Annotated in this window: 24 protein-coding genes; 14 read left to right on the top strand and 10 right to left on the bottom strand. The window is 67.6% G+C overall.

The features are described 5' to 3' along the window. Positions 1–42 precede the first annotated feature (42 nt). On the top strand, positions 43–1098 hold the full coding sequence (locus H5V44_RS13300; RefSeq protein ID WP_185193627.1) for a DNA cytosine methyltransferase: 1056 nt from the start codon (positions 43–45) through the stop codon (positions 1096–1098). A 63-nt stretch (positions 1099–1161) separates the two neighbouring features. Next, on the top strand, positions 1162–2052 hold the full coding sequence (locus H5V44_RS13305; protein ID WP_185193628.1) for a PhzF family phenazine biosynthesis isomerase: 891 nt from the start codon (positions 1162–1164) through the stop codon (positions 2050–2052). Positions 2053–2100: 48 nt separating this feature from the next. On the opposite strand, the gene serB is transcribed toward H5V44_RS13305, so the two are convergent. Next, the gene (serB, locus tag H5V44_RS13310; RefSeq protein ID WP_185193629.1) at positions 2101–2751 is read right to left on the bottom strand and encodes a phosphoserine phosphatase SerB; all 651 of its coding nucleotides are present in this window, start codon (positions 2749–2751) and stop codon (positions 2101–2103) included. A 152-nt stretch (positions 2752–2903) separates the two neighbouring features. Between serB and serA the strand changes: the two genes are divergently transcribed. Continuing rightward, positions 2904–4502 (top strand): phosphoglycerate dehydrogenase, encoded by a 1599-nt coding sequence (gene serA, locus H5V44_RS13315; RefSeq protein ID WP_185193630.1) that lies wholly within the window; start codon positions 2904–2906, stop codon positions 4500–4502. 31 nt (positions 4503–4533) lie between these two features. Here the strand turns inward: serA and thrC are convergent, their stop codons facing one another. The 3 genes from thrC to H5V44_RS13330 form a co-directional block, all read right to left on the bottom strand. Next, complete coding sequence (thrC, locus tag H5V44_RS13320) at positions 4534–5799, bottom strand: threonine synthase (RefSeq protein WP_185193631.1); 1266 nt, start codon at positions 5797–5799, stop codon at positions 4534–4536. Between the two features lie 106 nt (positions 5800–5905). Then, positions 5906–6286 (bottom strand): helix-turn-helix domain-containing protein, encoded by a 381-nt coding sequence (locus H5V44_RS13325; protein ID WP_185193632.1) that lies wholly within the window; start codon positions 6284–6286, stop codon positions 5906–5908. A gap of 61 nt (positions 6287–6347) precedes the next feature. Further along, positions 6348–6587 carry a hypothetical protein gene (locus tag H5V44_RS13330; protein ID WP_185193633.1) on the bottom strand — a complete coding sequence of 80 codons (240 nt, stop codon included), beginning with the start codon at positions 6585–6587 and terminating at the stop codon, positions 6348–6350. A gap of 103 nt (positions 6588–6690) precedes the next feature. Between H5V44_RS13330 and H5V44_RS13335 the strand changes: the two genes are divergently transcribed. After that, positions 6691–6948, top strand: coding sequence for a DUF5789 family protein (locus tag H5V44_RS13335; protein ID WP_185193634.1), 258 nt, complete (start codon positions 6691–6693; stop codon positions 6946–6948). A gap of 278 nt (positions 6949–7226) precedes the next feature. On the opposite strand, the gene H5V44_RS13340 is transcribed toward H5V44_RS13335, so the two are convergent. Next, complete coding sequence (locus tag H5V44_RS13340; protein ID WP_185193635.1) at positions 7227–7913, bottom strand: DUF5828 family protein; 687 nt, start codon at positions 7911–7913, stop codon at positions 7227–7229. 186 nt (positions 7914–8099) lie between these two features. Here H5V44_RS13340 and H5V44_RS13345 point away from each other — a divergent pair, with 186 nt between their 5' ends. The 3 genes from H5V44_RS13345 to H5V44_RS13355 are packed head-to-tail and all read left to right on the top strand — an operon-like array spanning position 8100 to position 9432. After that, positions 8100–8486, top strand: coding sequence for a cupin domain-containing protein (locus tag H5V44_RS13345; RefSeq protein WP_185193636.1), 387 nt, complete (start codon positions 8100–8102; stop codon positions 8484–8486). Positions 8487–8488: 2 nt separating this feature from the next. Further along, on the top strand, positions 8489–9169 hold the full coding sequence (gene upp, locus H5V44_RS13350; RefSeq protein WP_185193637.1) for a uracil phosphoribosyltransferase: 681 nt from the start codon (positions 8489–8491) through the stop codon (positions 9167–9169). A 50-nt stretch (positions 9170–9219) separates the two neighbouring features. Continuing rightward, entirely contained in the window at positions 9220–9432 is a 213-nt protein-coding gene (locus H5V44_RS13355) for a DUF7569 family protein (RefSeq protein ID WP_185193638.1), read from the top strand. Positions 9433–9463: 31 nt separating this feature from the next. Here the strand turns inward: H5V44_RS13355 and H5V44_RS13360 are convergent, their stop codons facing one another. After that, positions 9464–10318 carry a hypothetical protein gene (locus H5V44_RS13360; RefSeq protein WP_185193639.1) on the bottom strand — a complete coding sequence of 285 codons (855 nt, stop codon included), beginning with the start codon at positions 10316–10318 and terminating at the stop codon, positions 9464–9466. Between the two features lie 209 nt (positions 10319–10527). On the opposite strand from H5V44_RS13360, the gene H5V44_RS13365 reads away from it, so the two are divergent. Continuing rightward, positions 10528–10668, top strand: a complete 141-nt coding sequence (locus H5V44_RS13365; RefSeq protein WP_185193640.1) for a hypothetical protein — start codon at positions 10528–10530, stop codon at positions 10666–10668. Positions 10669–10780: 112 nt separating this feature from the next. Next, a complete protein-coding gene (locus H5V44_RS13370; protein ID WP_343067753.1) occupies positions 10781–11104 on the top strand; it encodes a PIN domain-containing protein in 324 nt (107 codons plus the stop codon). Here the strand turns inward: H5V44_RS13370 and H5V44_RS13375 are convergent. From H5V44_RS13375 to H5V44_RS13385, 3 genes are all read right to left on the bottom strand, one after another. Further along, positions 11064–11762: a YigZ family protein gene (locus H5V44_RS13375; RefSeq protein WP_185193641.1), complete on the bottom strand. Its 699-nt coding sequence runs from the start codon at positions 11760–11762 to the stop codon at positions 11064–11066. The genes H5V44_RS13370 and H5V44_RS13375 overlap by 41 nt on opposite strands. A gap of 62 nt (positions 11763–11824) precedes the next feature. Beyond that, complete coding sequence (locus H5V44_RS13380) at positions 11825–12328, bottom strand: amino acid-binding protein (protein WP_185193642.1); 504 nt, start codon at positions 12326–12328, stop codon at positions 11825–11827. Between the two features lie 51 nt (positions 12329–12379). Beyond that, complete coding sequence (locus H5V44_RS13385; protein WP_185193643.1) at positions 12380–14233, bottom strand: AAA family ATPase; 1854 nt, start codon at positions 14231–14233, stop codon at positions 12380–12382. A gap of 1042 nt (positions 14234–15275) precedes the next feature. Here H5V44_RS13385 and H5V44_RS13390 point away from each other — a divergent pair. From H5V44_RS13390 to H5V44_RS13405, 5 genes are all read left to right on the top strand, one after another. After that, positions 15276–15917 carry an Era-like GTP-binding protein gene (locus H5V44_RS13390; RefSeq protein WP_185193644.1) on the top strand — a complete coding sequence of 214 codons (642 nt, stop codon included), beginning with the start codon at positions 15276–15278 and terminating at the stop codon, positions 15915–15917. Positions 15918–15922: 5 nt separating this feature from the next. Then, entirely contained in the window at positions 15923–16312 is a 390-nt protein-coding gene (locus H5V44_RS13395; protein ID WP_185193645.1) for a DUF2073 domain-containing protein, read from the top strand. Positions 16313–16362: 50 nt separating this feature from the next. Beyond that, on the top strand, positions 16363–17265 hold the full coding sequence (locus H5V44_RS13400) for an OapC/ArvC family zinc-ribbon domain-containing protein (RefSeq protein ID WP_185193646.1): 903 nt from the start codon (positions 16363–16365) through the stop codon (positions 17263–17265). Positions 17266–17488: 223 nt separating this feature from the next. After that, entirely contained in the window at positions 17489–17578 is a 90-nt protein-coding gene (locus tag H5V44_RS18270) for a hypothetical protein (protein WP_449271817.1), read from the top strand. Between the two features lie 52 nt (positions 17579–17630). Continuing rightward, positions 17631–18470 carry a DUF7089 family protein gene (locus H5V44_RS13405; RefSeq protein WP_185193647.1) on the top strand — a complete coding sequence of 280 codons (840 nt, stop codon included), beginning with the start codon at positions 17631–17633 and terminating at the stop codon, positions 18468–18470. 90 nt (positions 18471–18560) lie between these two features. Here the strand turns inward: H5V44_RS13405 and H5V44_RS13410 are convergent, their stop codons facing one another. Further along, entirely contained in the window at positions 18561–19139 is a 579-nt protein-coding gene (locus tag H5V44_RS13410; protein ID WP_185193648.1) for a DUF7090 family protein, read from the bottom strand. Positions 19140–19241 lie beyond the last annotated feature (102 nt).

A 19241-nucleotide genomic window follows, 5' to 3' on the forward strand; every position in this document is an offset into this window, starting at 1 on the left:
GCCACGAACTGTTAAATACGACCGACGAGGATCGGATACCGAATGCCGGACGCCAACATCGACCGTTCGACGGTCACCGTGCTCGATCTGTTCTGCGGCGGCGGCGGGCTCTCGGAGGGGTTCCTCCGGGCCGGCTACGACGTCGTCGCCGGCGTCGACGTCGACGCGGACTTCCTTGCGACCTTCGAGCACAACCACGACGACGCCTTGGCGATCCGGGCGGACCTCTCCGCGGTCGATCCGGAGACGTTCTTCGAGACCCACCCGATCGACCCCGACGCCGTCGACGTCGTGATCGGCGGTCCGCCGTGCAAGGGGTTCAGCATCGCGGGCCACCGCGACCCCGACGACGAGCGGAACTACCTCGTCGGGAGTTTCATCGACTACGTCGAGTTTCTCGAACCCGAGGCGTTCGTCATGGAGAACGTCCCCGGGATCAAATCGATGGCGGACGGCGACACCCTCCGGTCGATCCTGGAGGGCTTTCGGCGGGCGGGCTACGAGAAGCCCGCCTACGAGACGCTGAACGCCGCGGACTACGGCGTCCCCCAGAACCGCCGGCGCGTGATCTTCCAGGGTCGCCGTGACGGCTCGATCCCGACCTATCCCGACCGCACGCACGGTCCCGCCGAGCAGACCACGCTGACCGGAACGCGGCTGGAGCCGTACGTGACCGTCGCGGAAGCGCTCTTGGAGCGGGACGGCGGGGAGACGGCGATCGAGGACCTCCCGAACCACGAGACCACCGACCACTCCGCGGAGATGGTCGAGCGGATCGCCGAGGTCGACCCCGGCGAGAGCCTCTATGAGAGTTACGGCGACAGCTGGCGCCGGCTCGAAGCGGACGAACCCGCGATCACGATCAAGGAGAACCACAACGCGCCGTTCATCCATCCCGAGGCCGACCGGGTGGGGACGGTCAGGGAGTGTGCGATCCTCCAGTCGTTCCCCGACGACTACGTCTTCCAGGGGCCGAAGAGCACCCAGCTGAAGGTCGTCGGCAACGCGGTCCCCCCGCGGCTCGCGAACGCCGTCGCGGAGGCGCTGGCGGGCGACCTCGCGGCGATGCGGGACGCCGCGGTCGCCGACAGCGAGTGAACCGGGGCGTGGCCCGGCCCGACGGGACAAGGCACTTTCCGGGCGGTGACGTACCGGCGGCGCGTGCGCAACGCCATCCACCTCGTTGACGTGTTCGCGCGCGAGCGGTACGCCGGCAACCAGTTAGCCGTCGTCGAGGACGCCGATTCCCTCGACGACGAGGAGAGGCAGGCGTTCGCGGCCGAGATCGGGTTTTCCGAGACGACGTTCGTCGGTGAGCGGTCGGCCGACGGGTGGGAGGTCCGCATCTTCACCCCCGAGGCCGAGATCCCGTTCGCCGGGCATCCGACGATCGGGACGGCTCACGTCATCCGCGAACACGTCACCGAGGGCCGGCCTGACACCGTCACCCTCGACCTCGACGTGGGTGCGGTTCCCGTCGAGGTCCGCGAGCGCGACGGCCGGGAGACCCTGTGGATGACCCAGCAGCCGCCCGAGTTCGGACCGGAGCTCACGCGGGGGGCGCTGGCGGACGTCCTCTCGCTGAACGTCGCCGACCTCGACGGCGACTGGCCGGTTCAGGTGGTCTCGACGGGCCTGCCGACGATCGTCGTCCCCCTCGAATCGCGGGCGGCGTTGACCGACATCGAGATCGACCGGGAGGCCTACGACGCGGTGACCGGCGACCGCGAGGCGAAGAACGTCCTGGCGTTCTGCCGGGACCCCCGGGACGACGACAACGACCTCGCCGTCCGCGTGTTCGCGCCGTTCTACGGCGTTCCCGAGGATCCCGCGACCGGCTCGTCGAACGGCTGTCTCGCGGCGTATCTGGTTCGCTATCGGGTGCTCGGGAGCGACGAGGTGGACGCTCGCGTCGAGCAGGGATACGAGATGGGTCGGCCCTCGCTGTTGCGGTTGCACGCGCACCCGACGGATGACGGGATCCGTATCGAGGAAGGAGGGACCGTCGTCCCGGTCGCTCGCGGAAACCTGGCCGCCGGCGAGGGGCGATAACTCGCGGTCGAACGGGTCCGTCTCTCCCTCTCGCTCGGGGGAAGGACGTCAGTCGGTCCCCCGCCGAACGACGTTGTGACTCTCCAGTAGCTTCGCCAGCCGCGGCATCGACGCCACCACCGCGTCACAGGCGGGGCGGACCGCCGGCTTCGGGAGGTAGCCGATCGACAGCCCCGCCACCTCCAGCATCGGGAGGTCGTTGGCGCCGTCGCCGACGGCGATGGTTCGGGACAGCGGCACGTCAAGGTCGGCGGCGAGCGACTCTAAGGCGTCGTCCTTGGTCCCGGTCACGAGCGGGCCCTCGACGCCGCCGGTGAGCCGGCGGTTCTCGGTCGGAAGCCGGTTCGCAACGATGGTGTCGACGGCGACGCCCTCCCGCTTCAGTGCGCGTTCGACCCCGGGCTCGAAGCCGCCGGTCAGGATCGCGACGTGGTGGCCGGCGTCGGAAAGCCGCTGGATCACCTCCGCGGCCCCGGGACGGAGCCGCACCCGGTCGAAGGCGGCCTCGGCGTCGGACTCCTGGAGGTCCGCCAGCAGCGACGCCCGCTCCCGCAGGCTCTCGGCGTAGGAGAGTTCGTCGTTCATCGCCCGCTCGGTGATCTCCGCCATCCGGTCGGCGACGCCGGCCCGCTCGCCGAGGAGCACGGTCATCTCCGAGTCCGAGAGGGTGCCGTCGAAGTCGAACGCGACGAGTCGCATACCGGGGGGTGGGCGGCGGAGGGTTTCAACCCACCTGTTCCGGGCGGCTCGTGCCCCGTGGCTGCGACTGCCACGCGAGTCGCTAACAGGCCACAGGGGGCCGGATACGCCGAGGAAGAAACGTTTAACCGCGAACCCGGGTAGGTTGAGATGTGAAGGTGGTTATTACGGACCCGATCGACGACGCGGGGATCGAACGGCTCCGCGAGTCGGGTCACGACGTCGAGACGGCCTACGGTCTGTCGGAGGGGGCGCTGCGTTCGGCTGTTTCCGACGCCAACGCCCTGGTCGTCCGCTCCGGAACCGAGGTCACCGAGGCGGTGTTCGAGGCCGCTCCGGACCTGGTCATCGTCGGGCGGGCGGGAATCGGCGTCGACAACATCGACATCGACGCCGCCACCGACCACGGCGTCATCGTCGCGAACGCCCCCGAAGGGAACGTCCGGGCGGCCGCCGAGCACACCGTCGCGATGTCGTTTGCGGTCGCGCGGTCGATCCCGCAGGCCCACGCGCGGCTGAAAGCGGGCGAGTGGGCCAAATCCGACTACCTCGGCACCGAACTCAACGGCAAAGTGCTGGGGATCGTCGGACTCGGCCGGGTGGGCCAGGAGGTCGCCAAACGCCTCGACGGCCTCGGGATGGAGCTCGTCGCTTACGACCCCTACATCAGCGAGGAGCGCGCCGACCGGCTTGGCGCGGAGCTCGTCGACCTGAACACCTGCCTCTCGTCGGCGGACTTCGTGACGGTCCACACGCCGCTGACCCCCGAGACCGAGGGGATGATCTCCACCGCGGAGCTGGAACTGATGGGCGGCGGGTTCCTGATCAACTGCGCCCGCGGCGGGGTGGTCGACGAGGATGCCCTCGCGGCCGCGGTCGCCGAGGGGACGCTCGACGGCGCGGCGATCGACGTCTTCGCCGAGGAGCCGGTCTCGCCCGACAGCCCGCTGCTCGACGTCGAGGAGGTCGTCGTCACCCCCCACCTGGGCGCGTCGACGGAGGCCGCCCAGGAGAACGTCGCGACCTCCATCGCCGACCAGGTCGACGCGGCGTTCGCGGGCGAGCCGGTGGTGAACGCGCTGAACGCCCCCTCCGTCGACGAGAGCGCCTTCCCCCGGATCCGGCCGTACATCGGGCTGGCCGAGACCGCGGGGATCATCGCCGCGCAGCTACTCGGCGGCCGGATCTCCGAGATCGAGGTGGCCTACGAGGGCGACATCGCCGACGAGGACGTCGACCTCGTGACCGCGTCGGCGCTGAAGGGCGTCTTCGAGCCGCTGGAGTGGCAGGTCAACGCGGTCAACGCCCCCCGGATCGCGGAGGATCGCGGGATCGAAGTCACCGAGTCCAAGCGCCTCCAGTCCGACGACTTCCAGAGCCTGGTGACCGTCCGGGTCGGCAACGACGACGACTCGCTTGCGGTCTCCGGGACGCTGTTTGCGGGCGAGGACCCCCGCATCGTCCGCATCGACGACTACCGGGTCGACGCGGTCCCCCACGGGAAGATGCTGGTCGCACGGAACGCCGACAAGCCCGGCGTGTTGGGGTTCATCGGGTCGGTGCTGGGCGACCACGACATCAACATCGCGGGGATGTTCAACTCCCGGCGGGACGAACCCGGCGGCGAGGCGCTCACCGTCTACAACCTCGACGACCCCGTGCCGGACTCGGTCGTCGAGACGATTCTCGACGACGACCGGATGATCGACGTGCGGTATCTGACGCTGAACGGCGAATACGACGAGGAGTAACGCAGGGGAGTGGTGTCGGCAGGTTGCCGGCCTACTGCGCGCCGATGTGTTCGAGCACCGCGCCGGGATCGTTCGGGACCGGTTCGGGTTTGTTGCCCGCCTCGTAGGCCGCGTCGGGGTCCTTCAGGAGGTGGCCGGTGGTGAGACAGACGACGTCCTCCTCGGAGCCGACGACGCCCTTCTCGCGGAGCTTCTTCAGCCCCGCTACCGACGCCGCCGACGCGGGTTCGACGCCGATTCCCTCCTTCGCGAGGTCGCGTTGGGCCTCGGTGATCGCGTCGTCCTCGACCGCGACGGCGGTGCCGCCGGTGCCGCGGATGCCGGGGAGGGCCTTCGGGGCGTTCACCGGGTTGCCGATCCGGATCGCGGTCGCGATGGTCTCGACCTCGTTCCACCGCTCGGTGTCGGGCCAGCCGTGTTCGATGGCCTCGACCATCGGCGCCGACCCCGCCGCCTGGACGCCGGTGAGCTTCGGGACCTCCGCTGGGTCTAACGCCCCCGACTGGACGAGTTCGCGGAACGCCTTGTACAGCGCGGAGGTGTTGCCCGCGTTGCCGACGGGCAGGACGATCCGGTCGGGGAACCGGCCGTTGTCCTCGCGGAACTCCTCTAGGATCTCGAGGCCGATCGTCTTCTGGCCCTCGAGCCGGAAGGGGTTCAAGGAGTTCAGCAGGTAGACCTCGCCGCGCTGAGCGAGATCCTGGACGATGTCGAGGCAGTTGTCGAAGTTGCCGTCGACCTCTAAGATTCGGGCGTCGTGGAGCGCGGCCTGTGCGACCTTCCCCGCGGCGACCTTGCCGGCGGGCAGCAGCACGAGGGTCTGCATCCCGCCGCGGGCGCCGTAGGCCGCAAGCGCCGCCGAGGTGTTGCCGGTGGAGGCACACGCAAGCCGGCCGACGCCGAGCTTCTGTGCGACGCGGACGCCGACGGTCATTCCGCGGTCCTTGAACGATCCGGTGGGGTTCATCCCCTCGTGTTTGATCCGGAGGCTCCGGACGCCGACCGTCTCGCGCAGCCGCGGGGCCCGGTGCAGCGGGGTGGCGCCCTCGGGGAGTGAGACGCCCTCGTCGAACGGGAGCGCGGCGTGGTACCGCCAGACGCCGCGGCCCTGCCCGCGGAAGTCCTCGAACGTCGGCGGGTCGGCGTAGCGGACTTCGAGCAGGTTGCCGTCCGCGCCGGTGTACCGGATCTCGTCGAAGGGGGCGTAAGTCTCGCCCGTCTCGATGTCGGCGAGCCAGACGCCGTCCTCGGCGACGTCGGGCGCCTCGGGGGTGGGCGCGGTGAGTTCGAGACTCATTACGTCACTCCTGGCGTTCGGCGGTGAAAAACCGGGCGGTTCGGGCGCGAGCCCACGCACGCACGAGCGACTGAACCGTCGGGGAGTGCGGCACCGCCGCTGGAGGTCACGACGCCGACTCCCCGCCGTAATCGTCGATGCTGCTGTGCACCCGTTCGACCCACTCCTCTAAGGCGTCGTGGAGCATCGCCTTCGCCTCCGGGAGTTCGGTGGCGGTGTACTGGTAGATGTACCCGCCGGAGTCGAGCAACCGGCGCTCCCGCTCGGCGAGCCCCTTCTCCATCAGCGTCGTCAGCGATCGGTTGATGTTGCTCCGGTCGCGGTCCAAGACGTCGGCGAGTTCCGCGACGGTGCTTCCGGGATGGTCGAGCAGCGTGAGATACGTCCGACTTTCGTGGCGCTGGATTCCGAACACACACGACAGGACCTCCTGGAACCCCGGATCCTCGGCGTCGAGAAGATCGCCCATCTCCGGCGTGTCGCTCATACCCACAGTCATCGCCCGGCCGACAAAAATCCGCGGTCGGCGGCAGTATGGGGCGGTCCGGTTACTCCTCGCGGGCGTACCCCATCCGCTCGATGCAGCCGACCATCTCCTCGGGGTCGGTGTGTTTATGAAGCGTCGTCGGGGTGTCGCAGTAGTAGGTCTCCCCGTCGTGACGGAGCGACACCTCGTGGGTGCCGCCGAGCAACTCCGCTTCGACGACGACGCGGCGACCGTCCCGGAGGGCCTCGACGATCTCCTCCGCCGTGAGTTCCCCCGATTCGACTCGGAGTGGCGTGGACATACCCGTCGGTTCGTCGCCGAGGCGTATGATTATACTGCTGTGACTACGTGGGAAGCGGGTAAATATCACATATATTCATTATGTATTCGCGCGTCCCTACGGTATGGAAACGGAGATCAGACTCAACCGGATCGACGCCGTCCTCGAAGAACTCGACTACCCGGTCACGCCGCCGGCCGTGGCCGACGCCTGCGGCGACGTCGTCGTCCGCCTCGCGGAGGGAACGGTCACGGTCGGCGACGTGGTGGCGGAGTCGAACGCCGAGGAGTTCGACTCCAGCGAGGACCTGGAGATGGAGATTATGAACCTCCTCCCGCGGGACGCGGTCGGGGAACCGTTCCAGTCCGACGGTGACGCGTGATGGCCGATAGTCGGCCGGACGGCGGGGGCGCGACCCGGACCCGTGACGTCACCGGAACGGGCTGCGGGATGTGGCGCTGCGGGGTCTGCGGCGAAACGGGACGGCTCGAGGATCGAAACTCCCGGACGGGTGTCCGGGCTGTGGCGCGGACAGGGAGGAACTCGGCTACGTGGCGGAGGACTGATACGGATGGTTGTAACGAATTACCGGTCACCGCCGGAGACGGTGTCGCGATGACCGGTAATTGACTACAATAATCCGTATGAGTCGGACGGGTCTCAGTTGGTCGTCGACCGCGACCGTCCCTCCGGCTCCGGGGGTTCGACGCCCTCGACGGCCTCGACGGTCTCGGTTTTCTTCTCGGTGTCGACGTGCCACCGCGTCACCTCGTCGTCGAACTCGCCGAGTCGGGTGCTGACCTCGTCTTTGAGGTCGTCGTCGTTGACGTTCACCTCGAAGACGAACTCGACGTCGCCCTCCCCGCGGGTTGACTTCTGGATGTTGGCGCTCACCAGTTCGTTGTCGAAGTAGTACGGCGCGATCTGGGTCATCACCCGCTGGTAGACCGTGTTCTCGACGCGGCGGAGCGCCCGCCGGCCGGCGGAGTCGGCGGCGCGAGCGACGTAGCCCAGCGACTCCGACCACCGTTCGACGGCCTCATCGCTGTCGCCGTTCTCGACGTGCTCGTAGGACTCCGAGAGGCGCTCGCCCGCGGTCTGGAGGTCCTCGTCAGGATCCTTGCCGGCCTTCTCGCCCTCCCCCTCGGCGACGCTGGCCTGTTCGGCGGTTTTTTCGCTGACGTCCTCGCGGAGGCGTTCGTGGGACTTCGGCCGCCACTCGTCCCACTCCTCGAAGGCGTCGCCGTCGACGCCGGCATCGCGGAGCGCCCGGGTGATCCGCTCGCCGTGTTCGACCACGTCCCCCCAGGCCCCCCGAACTTTGAATCCGGAGACACTCTCTTCCATCGTCTCGGCGAGTCTACGGACGGCGAGGTATAAAGATCTATCCTGCGTGTGTGACGCACGCACCGGCGCTCCGCGGTCGAACGCCGGCAGTCCGGGCCGAACGCCGGAGGGGGACGCGACGGCGGGGGCGGGCGTCCGCCGACCGCACCCGGGAGGCTTTTGGTTCGACCCGGAATGTAACCCGATATGGGATACGAAGTAGTGGACGGCCGGGACGTGAGCCCGGCCGAGGGCCGACCGTGTGAACTTCGCCGACTCACCGCGGGGACGGACCTGTCGACGCTCGCGGTCAACCGCTACCGCGCGGACCCGGGCGAGAAGATCCCCCTGAAGTACCACTACCACGACGAACAGGAGGAGGCGTTCTACGTCCTCTCCGGGACGTTGGTCGTGGAGACCCCCGACGGGGAGTACACCGTCGAGTCGGGGTCGCTGTTTGCGGTGACGCCGGAGTCGCCCCACCGGGCGCACAACCCTGCGGACGCCGACGCGGCGGTCGAGGTGCTGGCGATGGGCGCGCCCGCCGACGAGGGGAACGTCTACCCGTACGATCCCGACGACGGGGGGAGCTGAGGATGCCGATCGAGGACCGCGACGACGCGTACCTGATCACCCACGCCTTAGCGAAGGACACCCTCTCGCGGCTCCGGGACGTCGAAACCGAGCAGGTCGCGTTCCGGAAGGGGCTGGTGAAGCTCGGCCGGATCTGCGGCTACGAGATCATTGACGGCGCGATGGAGACCGAGTACGTCGGCGTCGAGACGCCGCTGACCGAGACCACCGGCGAGCGGGTCCGCGGCCTCGGCGACGTCGTCATCATCAACATCCTGCGGGCGGCGACGCCGTTCGTCGAGGGGCTGCTGAAGGCGTTTCCCCGGGCGAAACAGGGCGTCATCAGCGCCGGCCGCGACGAGGAGGCCGGGATGGACGAGGAGGGCGGGTTCCCGATCACCATCGACTACGTGAAGCTCCCGGAGATCGGCGCCGAGGACACCGTGATCGTGGCGGACCCGATGCTCGCAACCGGGTCGACGATGACGGCGGTCCTGGATCACGTGCTCGGTGCCGCCGACGCCGACCCCGCGGACCTGTTCGTGCTGTCGGCGGTCTCGGCGCCGGACGGGCTGCTCCGGGTCGGCGAGGAGTTTCCGCAGGCGGACCTCATGACGGTCGCCATCGACGACTACCTCGACGACGACGGCTACATCATCCCCGGGCTGGGCGACGCCGGGGATCGGGCGTTCGGGACGAAGTAGCCCGGCACGGGACACGAACACCTTTGATGACGGATGCCACACGGGTAGGTATGGCCGGAACCGAGCCCTGCGACGGCTGCGGCACGCCGACGGAAGACCCCCTCGCGCGGACGGTCCAGCTCCGGGTCGACCGCTCGGAGGTCGACAGCCAGCGGCTGTGTCCCGAGTGTTTCGCCGACTGGATCGAGCGGTACCGGACGCGGATGCAGCCCGGAAGCGACGAGTCCGCGGTCGACACCGACGCCGACATCATCGTCGATTGAACTCGGCGGGGACACACGCGTAGGGTCGTTGTCAGACCGCCACCGCGGTGCGGTACCGCCGGTTGCTGTCCTCGTAGACCGCGATGTACGGCTCCCCGGTGTCGTCGTCGGGACACGCCGCCGTCCGCTCGACGCGGAAGGTCTCGCCGGTGACGTTGGCCGCGTCGAGGAACAGATAGGCGGGATACGTCCGCGAGGAGAATCCGAGGACGTGGTCGTTGTAGCCGTCGTCGACGTTCAGGTTCGCCCTGACCCGCGGGCGCTCCGTCCGGTCCGGCTCCGCGGGACGGCGGTACTCGCTCCAGTCGCCCGCGACGCAGGCCTCATAGTGGGGCGTGTCGACCCGCTCGGGCAACGGCGTCGGGTTCGTTACGGTCACGGTGGCGGCGACGGGGTTCTGCCGGGAGTCACCCTCGATCTCGATCCGGGTCTCCGACTGGAGTTCGTACGCGAGGCCGCCGGTGACGACGTCGACGACGACGATCACGACCGCGACCGCCGCGAGTGCGCCGAACAGCCGGGTCGCGGTCGCCCCGGAGACCAACCGGTTCGCGTCGTCAAGGCGGGCACGGAGGGAGAAGAGCACGGCGGCGATCCCGAGAAGGCCGAGCACCGTCACCTCGCTGCCGAGATCGAGGGTGTTCACGAGATCGACGAAAACGCCAACCGTCGAGACCACGACGACGCCGTACCCGAGGAACGTCAGCTGGCGGTCGTCGGTGCGCTGGGTGATCGCGACGACGCCCGCCAGAAACGCCGCCGCGACCGCGAGAATCGAGACCGGGGAGTAGCCGAGATCGACGTTGAACACGAACACGAGCACCGCGACGGTCGTGAGCCCCGCCGCCGCGGCGTTGAACAGGGTCTCGGAGTCGACATCGACCATGGATCCGGGTTCGACTGTCGCCCGCAAGTATCCGGGGGTGGAACAAAGAGCCGCTTCAGCCTCGGGGCCGGGATCGGGGCGACAGCCACAGTCGGTGCTTCCGACCCTCGTGGCTGGTCGGGGTCGTGATCAGTATCCCTCCCGGATCGAGAACGTAATCGGTCGCTGTCGGCAGTAGCCTTCTGTCCGATAGCGATCGATACCCTCGTATGAGTCTCACTGCCGACGATTTCGAGCGGTATCTCCGCGAGGACGACGACGGGGAACCATCGGGCGACGCACTCGCTGCCCTCGCACTCGATGTCGAAACCGACGCGGTCGACGCCGTGCGTGAGATTCGCGAGCGGTAATGAAGACATCTTCTAGTAGGAATGTTCTCGTCGCCGCGGTGACCACGGATACGACCGTTCGCAAGCGGCAGTCGATCTGCTGAACGGGGTCGATGACGGCTACACGTCCGGTGTGAACCTGCTGGAGTTGTGGAGCGTCCTCGCGAGGAAGAAGGCGTTCGAGCGAGACAGGATTGAGCGCATCGAGGACCGGATCGCCCGGAAGACGACAGTCGTCTTTCCGGACGCCTCCGACATCGTGACGGCGAACTCCCGTCAGCGTGAGGCTCTGCTCTATCCACTCGACGCGATCATCCTCGGCACAGCCGAGTCCGTCGACTGTCCACTCGTCTCCTTCGGCGGCGAACTACGCGATCACGACGCTGTGGAGCCGTCCGAGCTGCTCGATGGGTATGTCACCGCTCGATCGTCGCCCGGCCGCTGGTGGCGCTTCTGATCCGGTCGCGGAGTGCCGCGGCCTCGCCGACCGGCGCCCGGACCGCGAAGGAGACCTCCGCCTCGTAGGCGGCCTCGAATTCGACGCCGGCGCTCTCAAGCAGCCCGCGGACGGTCCCGGAATCGTCGTATTCGACCGTGACCTGGAACCGCTCGTGGGGAACGGCCTCGACCACGCCTGCGTCGTCGACAGCGTCGGTGACGGCCCTGGCGTACGCGCGGGCCAGCCCCCCGACCCCGAGGTTAGTCCCGCCGTAGTACCGGACCACGACGCTCGCGACGTTCCGGAGGTCGCGCTGGAGGAGAACGTTCAGCGCGGGTTTGCCCGCCGATCCCGTGGGTTCGCCGTCGTCCGAGTGGTACTCCCGGAGCATCGGAGCGCCGCCCGCGGGTCCGTCAGGGGTGTCACTGCCCGTAACTCCGTTCGAGCCGCCACCGCCCGCCTCGTCGGCGGGCACGCGATAGGCGGGGACGTGGTGGGTCGCGTCGGGGTGTCGCGAGCGGACCGACTCAAGCAGGGATTCGGCGTCCGCGACGTCGGCCGCGGGGGCGACGTGGCCGATGAACTCCGAGCCGCGGACCTCGAAGGCCGCCTCGCCCGGGCCGTCGACCGTCCGGAAGGACTCCGGGGCGCCGGGATCCGCGGCTGGGTCGCTCACGGTCGGAGGTAGTCGGCGGCGGGAGGAAAAGGGTTCGGCGTCGGAATCGGACGGTGGATCAGCTACGCGATGCTGATCCGCCGGACGAAGTCGAGATCGGAGAGTTCGTTCAGCAGGTCGCCCGGGATCGGCTCGTCGGTGACGACGTACAGCAGGGGATCGTCGGTGAACTCGGGGTCCTCGGTGACCGTCTGCCGGATGGAGATTTCCCGGTCGGCGAGCAGCCCGGTCACCTCCGCGACGATGCCGGGTCGTTCGGCGTCGTTGGGGTCGATCGTCAACACCGAGAGATCGAGAACGGGCGCGAGGTCCATCAGACTCGGGATCGAGGAGATGTTCTGGAAGATCCGCCTGAGTTCGTCGTCCTCCAGGATCGCGGTGGTCGTCGAGTCGACGACCCGGCGGTCGACGTCGATCTCGCGGGCGATCCCCGTGTTCGGGATCTCGATGCCGCCGGAGACGACTCGGCCGTCGTCGTTGACCGAGAAGCCGCGCTCCAAGAGCAGGCGGATGACCGCCTGCTGGCTCGGGCTCCCCTCGAACTTGCCCATTATTTCGTCGAACATAGCGGTTGTGTGGCGTCTGGAGTGTCGTGGGTGGGTCAAGCGGTGTGGAGGTCAGTTGTCGAACCGCGCCTGGACGAACGGTTGGGCGTTCTCGATGTCGCCGAGGCGGGAATCGGAGAGCAGCACCGCCTCCGTCTCCTCGATCGGGACCGACAGCGAGATCTCCTTCGTGCGGCCGTACCGGCCCTTCGAGACGACGACCGCGTTGACGATCCCGAGCATGTCGAGTTCGGAGATCAGGTCCGTGACCCGCCGCTGGGTGAGCACGTCGGCGTCGATCTCCTCACAGAGCCGCTTGTAGATGTTGAACACCTCGCCGGTGTTGACGTTGTGGACGCCGTTCTTCTCCAGGAGGATCGTCGCAAACAGGACGATCTTCGACTGTGTGGGGAGAGTGCGGACGACCTCCACGACGCGGTCGAGTTCGATCTTGTCCTGTGCCTTCCGGACGTGGGCCTCCTCGACGGTGTCGGCCTGGCCGCGCTCGGCGAGTTCGCCCGCGGTCCGGAGGAGATCCAGGGCGCGCCGGGCGTCGCCGTGCTCCTGGGCGGCGAAGGCGGCACACAGCGGGATCACGTCGTCGGTGAGCGCGTCAGGTTTGAACGCGACGTTCGCGCGGTGCTGGAGGATGTCGCGGAGCTGGTTGGCGTCGTAGGGCGGGAAGACGATCTCCTCCTCCCCGAGGCTGGACTTGACCCGGGGGTCGAGGAAGTCGGTGAACTTCAGGTCGTTCGAGATCCCCATGATCGAGATCCGGGAGTTGACCAGCTCGGAGTTCATCCGCGAGAGGTTATAGAGGGTGTCGTCGCCGGACTTCTCGACGAGCTTGTCGATCTCGTCGAGCATAATGACGACGACCCGTTCCTCGTAGTCGACCGCGTCGAAGAACGTCGAGTACACGCGGTCGGTCGGCCATCCGGTCATCGGGACCGGGTCCATTCCCTCGCGGTCGGCTTCGAGTTCCTCGATCCGCTCGTCGACGGCCTCGACCGCGTCGAACTCGGTATCGGCCAGCGCCGTCACGTCGTCGCGGGCCCGCGACCGGAGGTCTTCGAGTGTCTCGACCCGGGAGCCGACGAACTCCTTGTTCTTCTCGATGAACTTGTTCGCGAGCTGGGCGAGCACGCGATACTGGGTGTCGGTCACCTCGCAGTTGATGTACTCGACTTCGCAGGGGACGTCGTACTTCTTGGAGGTGGATTCGAGCTCCTGGCTGACGAACTTCGCGCTTGCGGTCTTTCCGGTCCCGGTCTTGCCGTAGATCAGAATGTTCGAGGGGGTCTCCCCGCGGAGCGCCGACACGAGGATCGTCGCCATCTGGTTGATCTGCTCGTTGCGGTGGGGGAGTTCGTGTGGAGTATACGAGGGTCGGAGGACTTCCTTGTTCTCGAAAATGGGCTCACCGGAGAGGAGGTCGTCGAAGAGTCCCTGGCTCTCGTCGTCGTCGAGAACGACCTCGTCGAGTCCCAGGTCCCCAGTTTCGCCGGACTTCGTCGGGGCGTCGATGTCGACGCCGACGGTCTCCTCGATGTCGATGTCGTCGGCGGTGACCGGATCGCGGTCGGAAGGGTCCGGGTCCTCGGGGGGATCCGCCGTCCGTTCGTCAGTCGTCTCTCGGGGACCCGCTTCGGGGGACGGGTCAGTGCGCGAGGAGTCGTCGGAGCCGGAGTCGGTGCCTGTGTCGGCGTCGGACCCATCGTCGTCGGCGGGCGGGCGGTCGTCGTCGCTGTACGCGTCGAGGGAAGTCGTCGGCTCGTCGTCGGGCGGGTCCGTTGGATCGCTGTCGCTCGGCGGAGCGTCGGCGCTTCCGTCGTCGCTACTCCAGGCGTCCGATTCGAGAGACGCCCCGCTCCGTGTCGCACTCGCCCGGTCGTCACCGTCGTCGTTCGGTGTGTTCTCGTCCATTGTGTCCCCCCAATTTCGACTGGAAATCGCGCCATTTTCCCCGTCAAATCGGTCGTTAGCGGAGAAAACGCGGTTTTTCGGGAGTTTTCCCGAAGTGACGCGTCCAGTTGATGCAGTCGAACCAGACGAACAGGCGTCATAAAAAAGTTCCTTCTCACACCGTCGGGGGAGCGAACGAAGACCCCCGGACCGTCGATTTTCGATCGAGACGCGTGTCTGAAGCCGGGTTTCGGGAACAGTCCCGGGCCGGGGAGTGGGAAGTCCGATACACCGGGCGTGGACGGCCGACACTGGAGCCGGATTCCGGAGAAGCCCCGCGCCCCCCACCCCTTCGTTTCAGGTGGAGCGTGAGAACAGGGGGAGGGGGTGAGTTCGGCAGTGTCCTAGAAGACGGTAGCTTTATAATCTGTCGTCAGAAACAGTAACCGTAATGCGCTGTTATAGTTATATTATTACCGTCATTATTTAATTTTAGTATTTCTACTACTGTACTTATTTCGAACAGAAGCGAAACTGCACGCTGTCGCACGTCTCCAGTTGAAACGAAGGGGTGGGGGGCTGCCGTGAGTCCACGGACTCCCCTTCGGATCGTGGGCTGTCCGGGGGCCGCCGAACCGTGTCGGATCGCGGCCTCGATTCGACCGTCCACAACTTGAGCGGACTCCGAGCGACATCGACAGGCGTGGCTCCAGTCCTCATCGATATATCCGACTTGGCCTAAGTCGTCGTCGGCGAGGCCGCCGACGGTCGTGTCAGTCCTCATCGATATGTCCGACTTCCCCCGTCATCGTCGACCGATACGACCTGGCCCCGTTCATCCGGTGGTTTTGGAGGCTGCGGACAGCGACGAGTTAACCTTACCGACGGCATTGGATGCCCTTGCCGATCGACCTCCCACCGAACTCGACGGATAAGGCACCGGAATCGGCTGATAAGGACCGGTCTCGGAGGGGTTCCGCCGAACCCGTCTGACGCAGTGTTTAAGTAAGCACGGAAGTGTGATACGTCCATAGCCCTCAAAACGGGAGGCGCGGAGGCCAGGATGGGACTGCTCACAGAACTCAGAAACAGCATCTCACGGGCCGTCGACCGGATGTTCTCGGACGCCGACCCGAAGCGGATCGGCATCTACGGACCCCCGAACGCCGGGAAGACGACCCTCGCGAACCGCATCGCACGTGACTGGACCGGCGACGCCGTCGGCCCCGAAAGCCACATTCCCCACGAGACCCGGCGCGCCCGCCGGAAGGAGAACGTCGAGATCGAGCGGAACGGCAAGACCGTCCGCATCGACATCGTCGACACCCCCGGAGTGACCACCAAGGTCGATTACAAGGAGTTCCTCGAACACGATATGGAGAAAGACGACGCCGTTCGGCGGTCCCGGGAGGCCACCGAGGGCGTCGCCGAGGCGATGCACTGGCTCCGGGAGGACGTCGACGGGGTCATCTACGTTCTCGACAGCACCGAAGACCCGTTCACGCAGGTGAACACGATGCTGATCGGGATCATCGAGAGCCAGGACCTCCCGGTGCTCATCTTCGCGAACAAGACCGACCTCGAGGACGCGAACGTCCAGCGGGTCGCAAACGCCTTCCCCCAGCACGAGACGGTGCCGCTTTCGGCGCTGGAGGGGAACAATATGGACGAAGTCTACGACAAGATCGCGGAGTACTTCGGGTGACCACGATGCCGGAAGTTACCCCAGGCGAAACCGACGACGGCGTCCAGATCGACCTCATCAGCGGCGCCCGGATGGAGGGGTTGACCGGGATGGAGAAGATCCGCCTCATCCTCGACGGCGTCCGCGAGGGCAACATCGTCGTCCTTGAGGAGGGGCTCTCCCCCGACGAGGAGTCGAAGCTCATCGAGGTCACGATGACCGAGATCAGCCCCGACGAGTTCAACGGGATCGAGATCGAGACGTACCCACAGACCGGCGGCGGGGACAAGGGCTTCATCAGCCGGCTGATCGGCAAGGAGTCCCCCAAGAAACTCACGGTCATCGGCCCCGCGAACCAGATCGAGACGCTTCACAAGGACGAGAACCTGATCAGCGCCCTGGTCTCCCGCAAGTGATGGCCCGAGGCTTCCCACGAGACGACCGGCGCCGGACCCACCACCCATAGATGCCTCACGAATGTACGACCTGCGGGCGCGTGTTCGCCGACGGCTCCAAGGAGATGCTGTCGGGGTGTCCGGACTGCGGCGGCAACAAGTTCCAGTTCAAACCGGCTGCGGCCACGGAGCGGGACGACCCCCCGACGGATGCCGCCGGCCGGAACCCCGAGTCCGGTGCTGTCGACTCGACTGGGAGGGGCGGCGCCGACTCGACCACGACGGCCGACGCCGACTCGACCACGACGGCCGGCGATCAGGACGATGCTCCCCCCGACTCGACCGGGACACGGCGGGACCTCTCGGCGGACTCGACGGAGTGGCCCGACCACGGGTACGAGTCGACCGGTGGCTCCGGGACCGACGATCCCTCTCCGGATGCTTCTGCCGCTGACGCCCCCGCTGCTGATACGCCCGCGACGGACGCCTCCTCCGCCGAACCGGACGCCGCTGCGGACTCCGATGCCGCGATCGAATCCGCGAACCCGGAGCCCACACCGTCCGAACCCGGCCCGAGCTCCGAGGACTCCGCAGAGGATCCCGCACAGGCCGACGCCAGAACCGACGTGGTCTCGCCCGACGAGATCGCCGCCGCCACGCCCGAGGAGACGGAGGGCACCGCGGACCCGGACGCGCCCGGGTCACCCGCGACCCGTGCCGACGACCCGGCGGGTGACGTGGGTGGTCAGTCTCCGGGGCCGCGGCCCGACGACCGGCCGGACCTCGACGACCTCCGCGAGGAGCTCAACGAGCAGTTCGAGAGCATTCGGATCGTCGCCCCCGGGGAGTACGAACTCAACCTGATGGAGCTGTACGACCGGACGGAGTACATCATCTCGCTGCAGGAGGACGGCCGCTACGTGATCGAGGTCCCGGACACCTGGGACACCACGCCGGACCCCGACGAGACGTGACCTCCCGAGCGGACCGGAGTGTGGCCCCCGACGAGGCGTGACCTCCCGAGCGGACCGGAGTGTGGCCCCCGACGAGGCGTGACCTCCCGAGCGGACCGGAGCGTGGCCCCCGACGAGGCGTGACCTCCCGAGCAGGCCGGGGTTCGGCCCCCGAGGAAACTACCGAGGCGACCCCGCCGGGGGAGATTGAAGCTTTTAACCCACCTGCGGCGAGAGCGGTAGTATGAGTCAGGCCACCAAGATCGTGCTCGGGACCCTCGGCGCGTCGGCGCTGCTCGCCATCGCGATCATTCTCGCGCTCGCGTTCGGTTGACGGTCCGTCCCGGAACCGTCCGTCTCAAGACGGTAGCGACCCAACACGGCGTATGTTCGACCGACGCGACCTCGACGACGACATCGCCGCCGTCCGCGACGAGCACGCGCCCGACGCCGCCGTGCTCGATGTCGCGGCCGACTTCGAGACCGTGCCGCCCGCCGCGGCGGAGGATCTCGGGCTGTTCGTCGACGCGCTCACCCCTACCTCCTACCCGAGCGACTGGCTTCCCGGGGACGCGCCGGACGCCTTGGTTGCGTACGCGGGCCCGGATTTCACCGTCGGGATGCCCGGCGACGGAACCGTCGTCTGGACCCGACAGACCACCCCGCCCGTCGTGCTTGTAAAACAGCGCGCCGAGGGGACCCCCGCGGAGTTCCGGCGGTTCCTCCTGGCGGAGGCGTTCGTCCAACTCGGCACCGACGCCCCCGAGCACTTCCTCCCGTTCTTCGGCGAGGCCTATCCCGACCTCGACCGGGCGGTCCCGCTGGGTCCCGGCGACGTGTACCAGATCGCGGCCGCGCTGTACGAGGCCTGGCTGGGGCTCCAGACCCGCGAGTCGTTCCGCGCGTGGGAGGGGGACCACCCCCGGCTCTTCGACGCGTGGTCGGACGCCGGCTCCCGGCTGGAAGGCCGGCTCTCGACGCTCCCGAGGGCGGTCGCACGCGGCGGGACCTCCTTCCCGGAGGCCACGGAGTACGCGTGTTCGGCGGTCAAACACGGCCTCGAACTTCCGGCCCCGTTCGCCGCGCTCGACACGCAGGCGTTCGTGGAGTACGGCCCGCAGTACGGGGTCCGGTGGGCGGAGAAGACGTTCGAGAAGCTCGAACGCACCTCCGAACCCGGGACCGCCGGCGACGACCCCGACAGCTCAGACTCGGGGTCGGAGTGATCACCCGAAACGGGGCCTCGAAGTCCTCCTCCAACTCGAAGCGACGACTGAAATCGGGTTCCGACACCGAAGCGACCGACAGCCGCTCGCCTACTCCTCGCGTCGGACCGCACCGTCGACGTCGAGTTCGAGAACGACGTCGAAGAGGTCCCGGAACCGGTCGAGCGTCCCCTCGTCGTGGACCTCATTCGAGAGGTGGAACAGTCCGACGGCGTCGTGATCCGAAAGCAGGCCGAGCAGCCGTTCCGTCGCGTCGCGGGCACCGTCGACGCCGGCATAGTACGCCATCTCGGTCACCGAGTCCACGCTGACGCGGAGCTTCCCGTCGTGTGATTCGAGGAACTCGCGGGTCTGTTCGACGATCCCGTCGAGGTCCTCGGGGGTGGAGACGTAGTGTACCCGATCGGACGTCCGGCGGGAGTATCCGCGCTCGACCGACAGCGCATCGAGGATGTCCGCCTTCGACTCGTCGACGTCGTAGTGTTCGAGTTTCTGTTCGACCTCCCGTGCGGTGGTTCGGGTGGAGATCACCAGGAAGTGGTCGGTGTCGGTCCTCAGGAAGTCGGTGTCGATCCGGTCGGTCTCCCCGATGCTCGGATGTAACAGCAGCACCCCGGTGCCGGCGGGGATCGAGTCCGGCGCCTCGTCGATCGCGAGCGCGTAATCCATACCAGTAGGTCGGCGTGGGCCGACTTAACGGATGTGGGTTCGCCCGTCGGGGTCGTTTTCGGACGATTCGACATCGATATGCCGTCACTCGCCCCCACCGCG

Origin of the sequence: Halobellus ruber, assembly GCF_014212355.1 — an archaeon.
Lineage (GTDB): Archaea > Halobacteriota > Halobacteria > Halobacteriales > Haloferacaceae > Haloquadratum > Haloquadratum rubrum.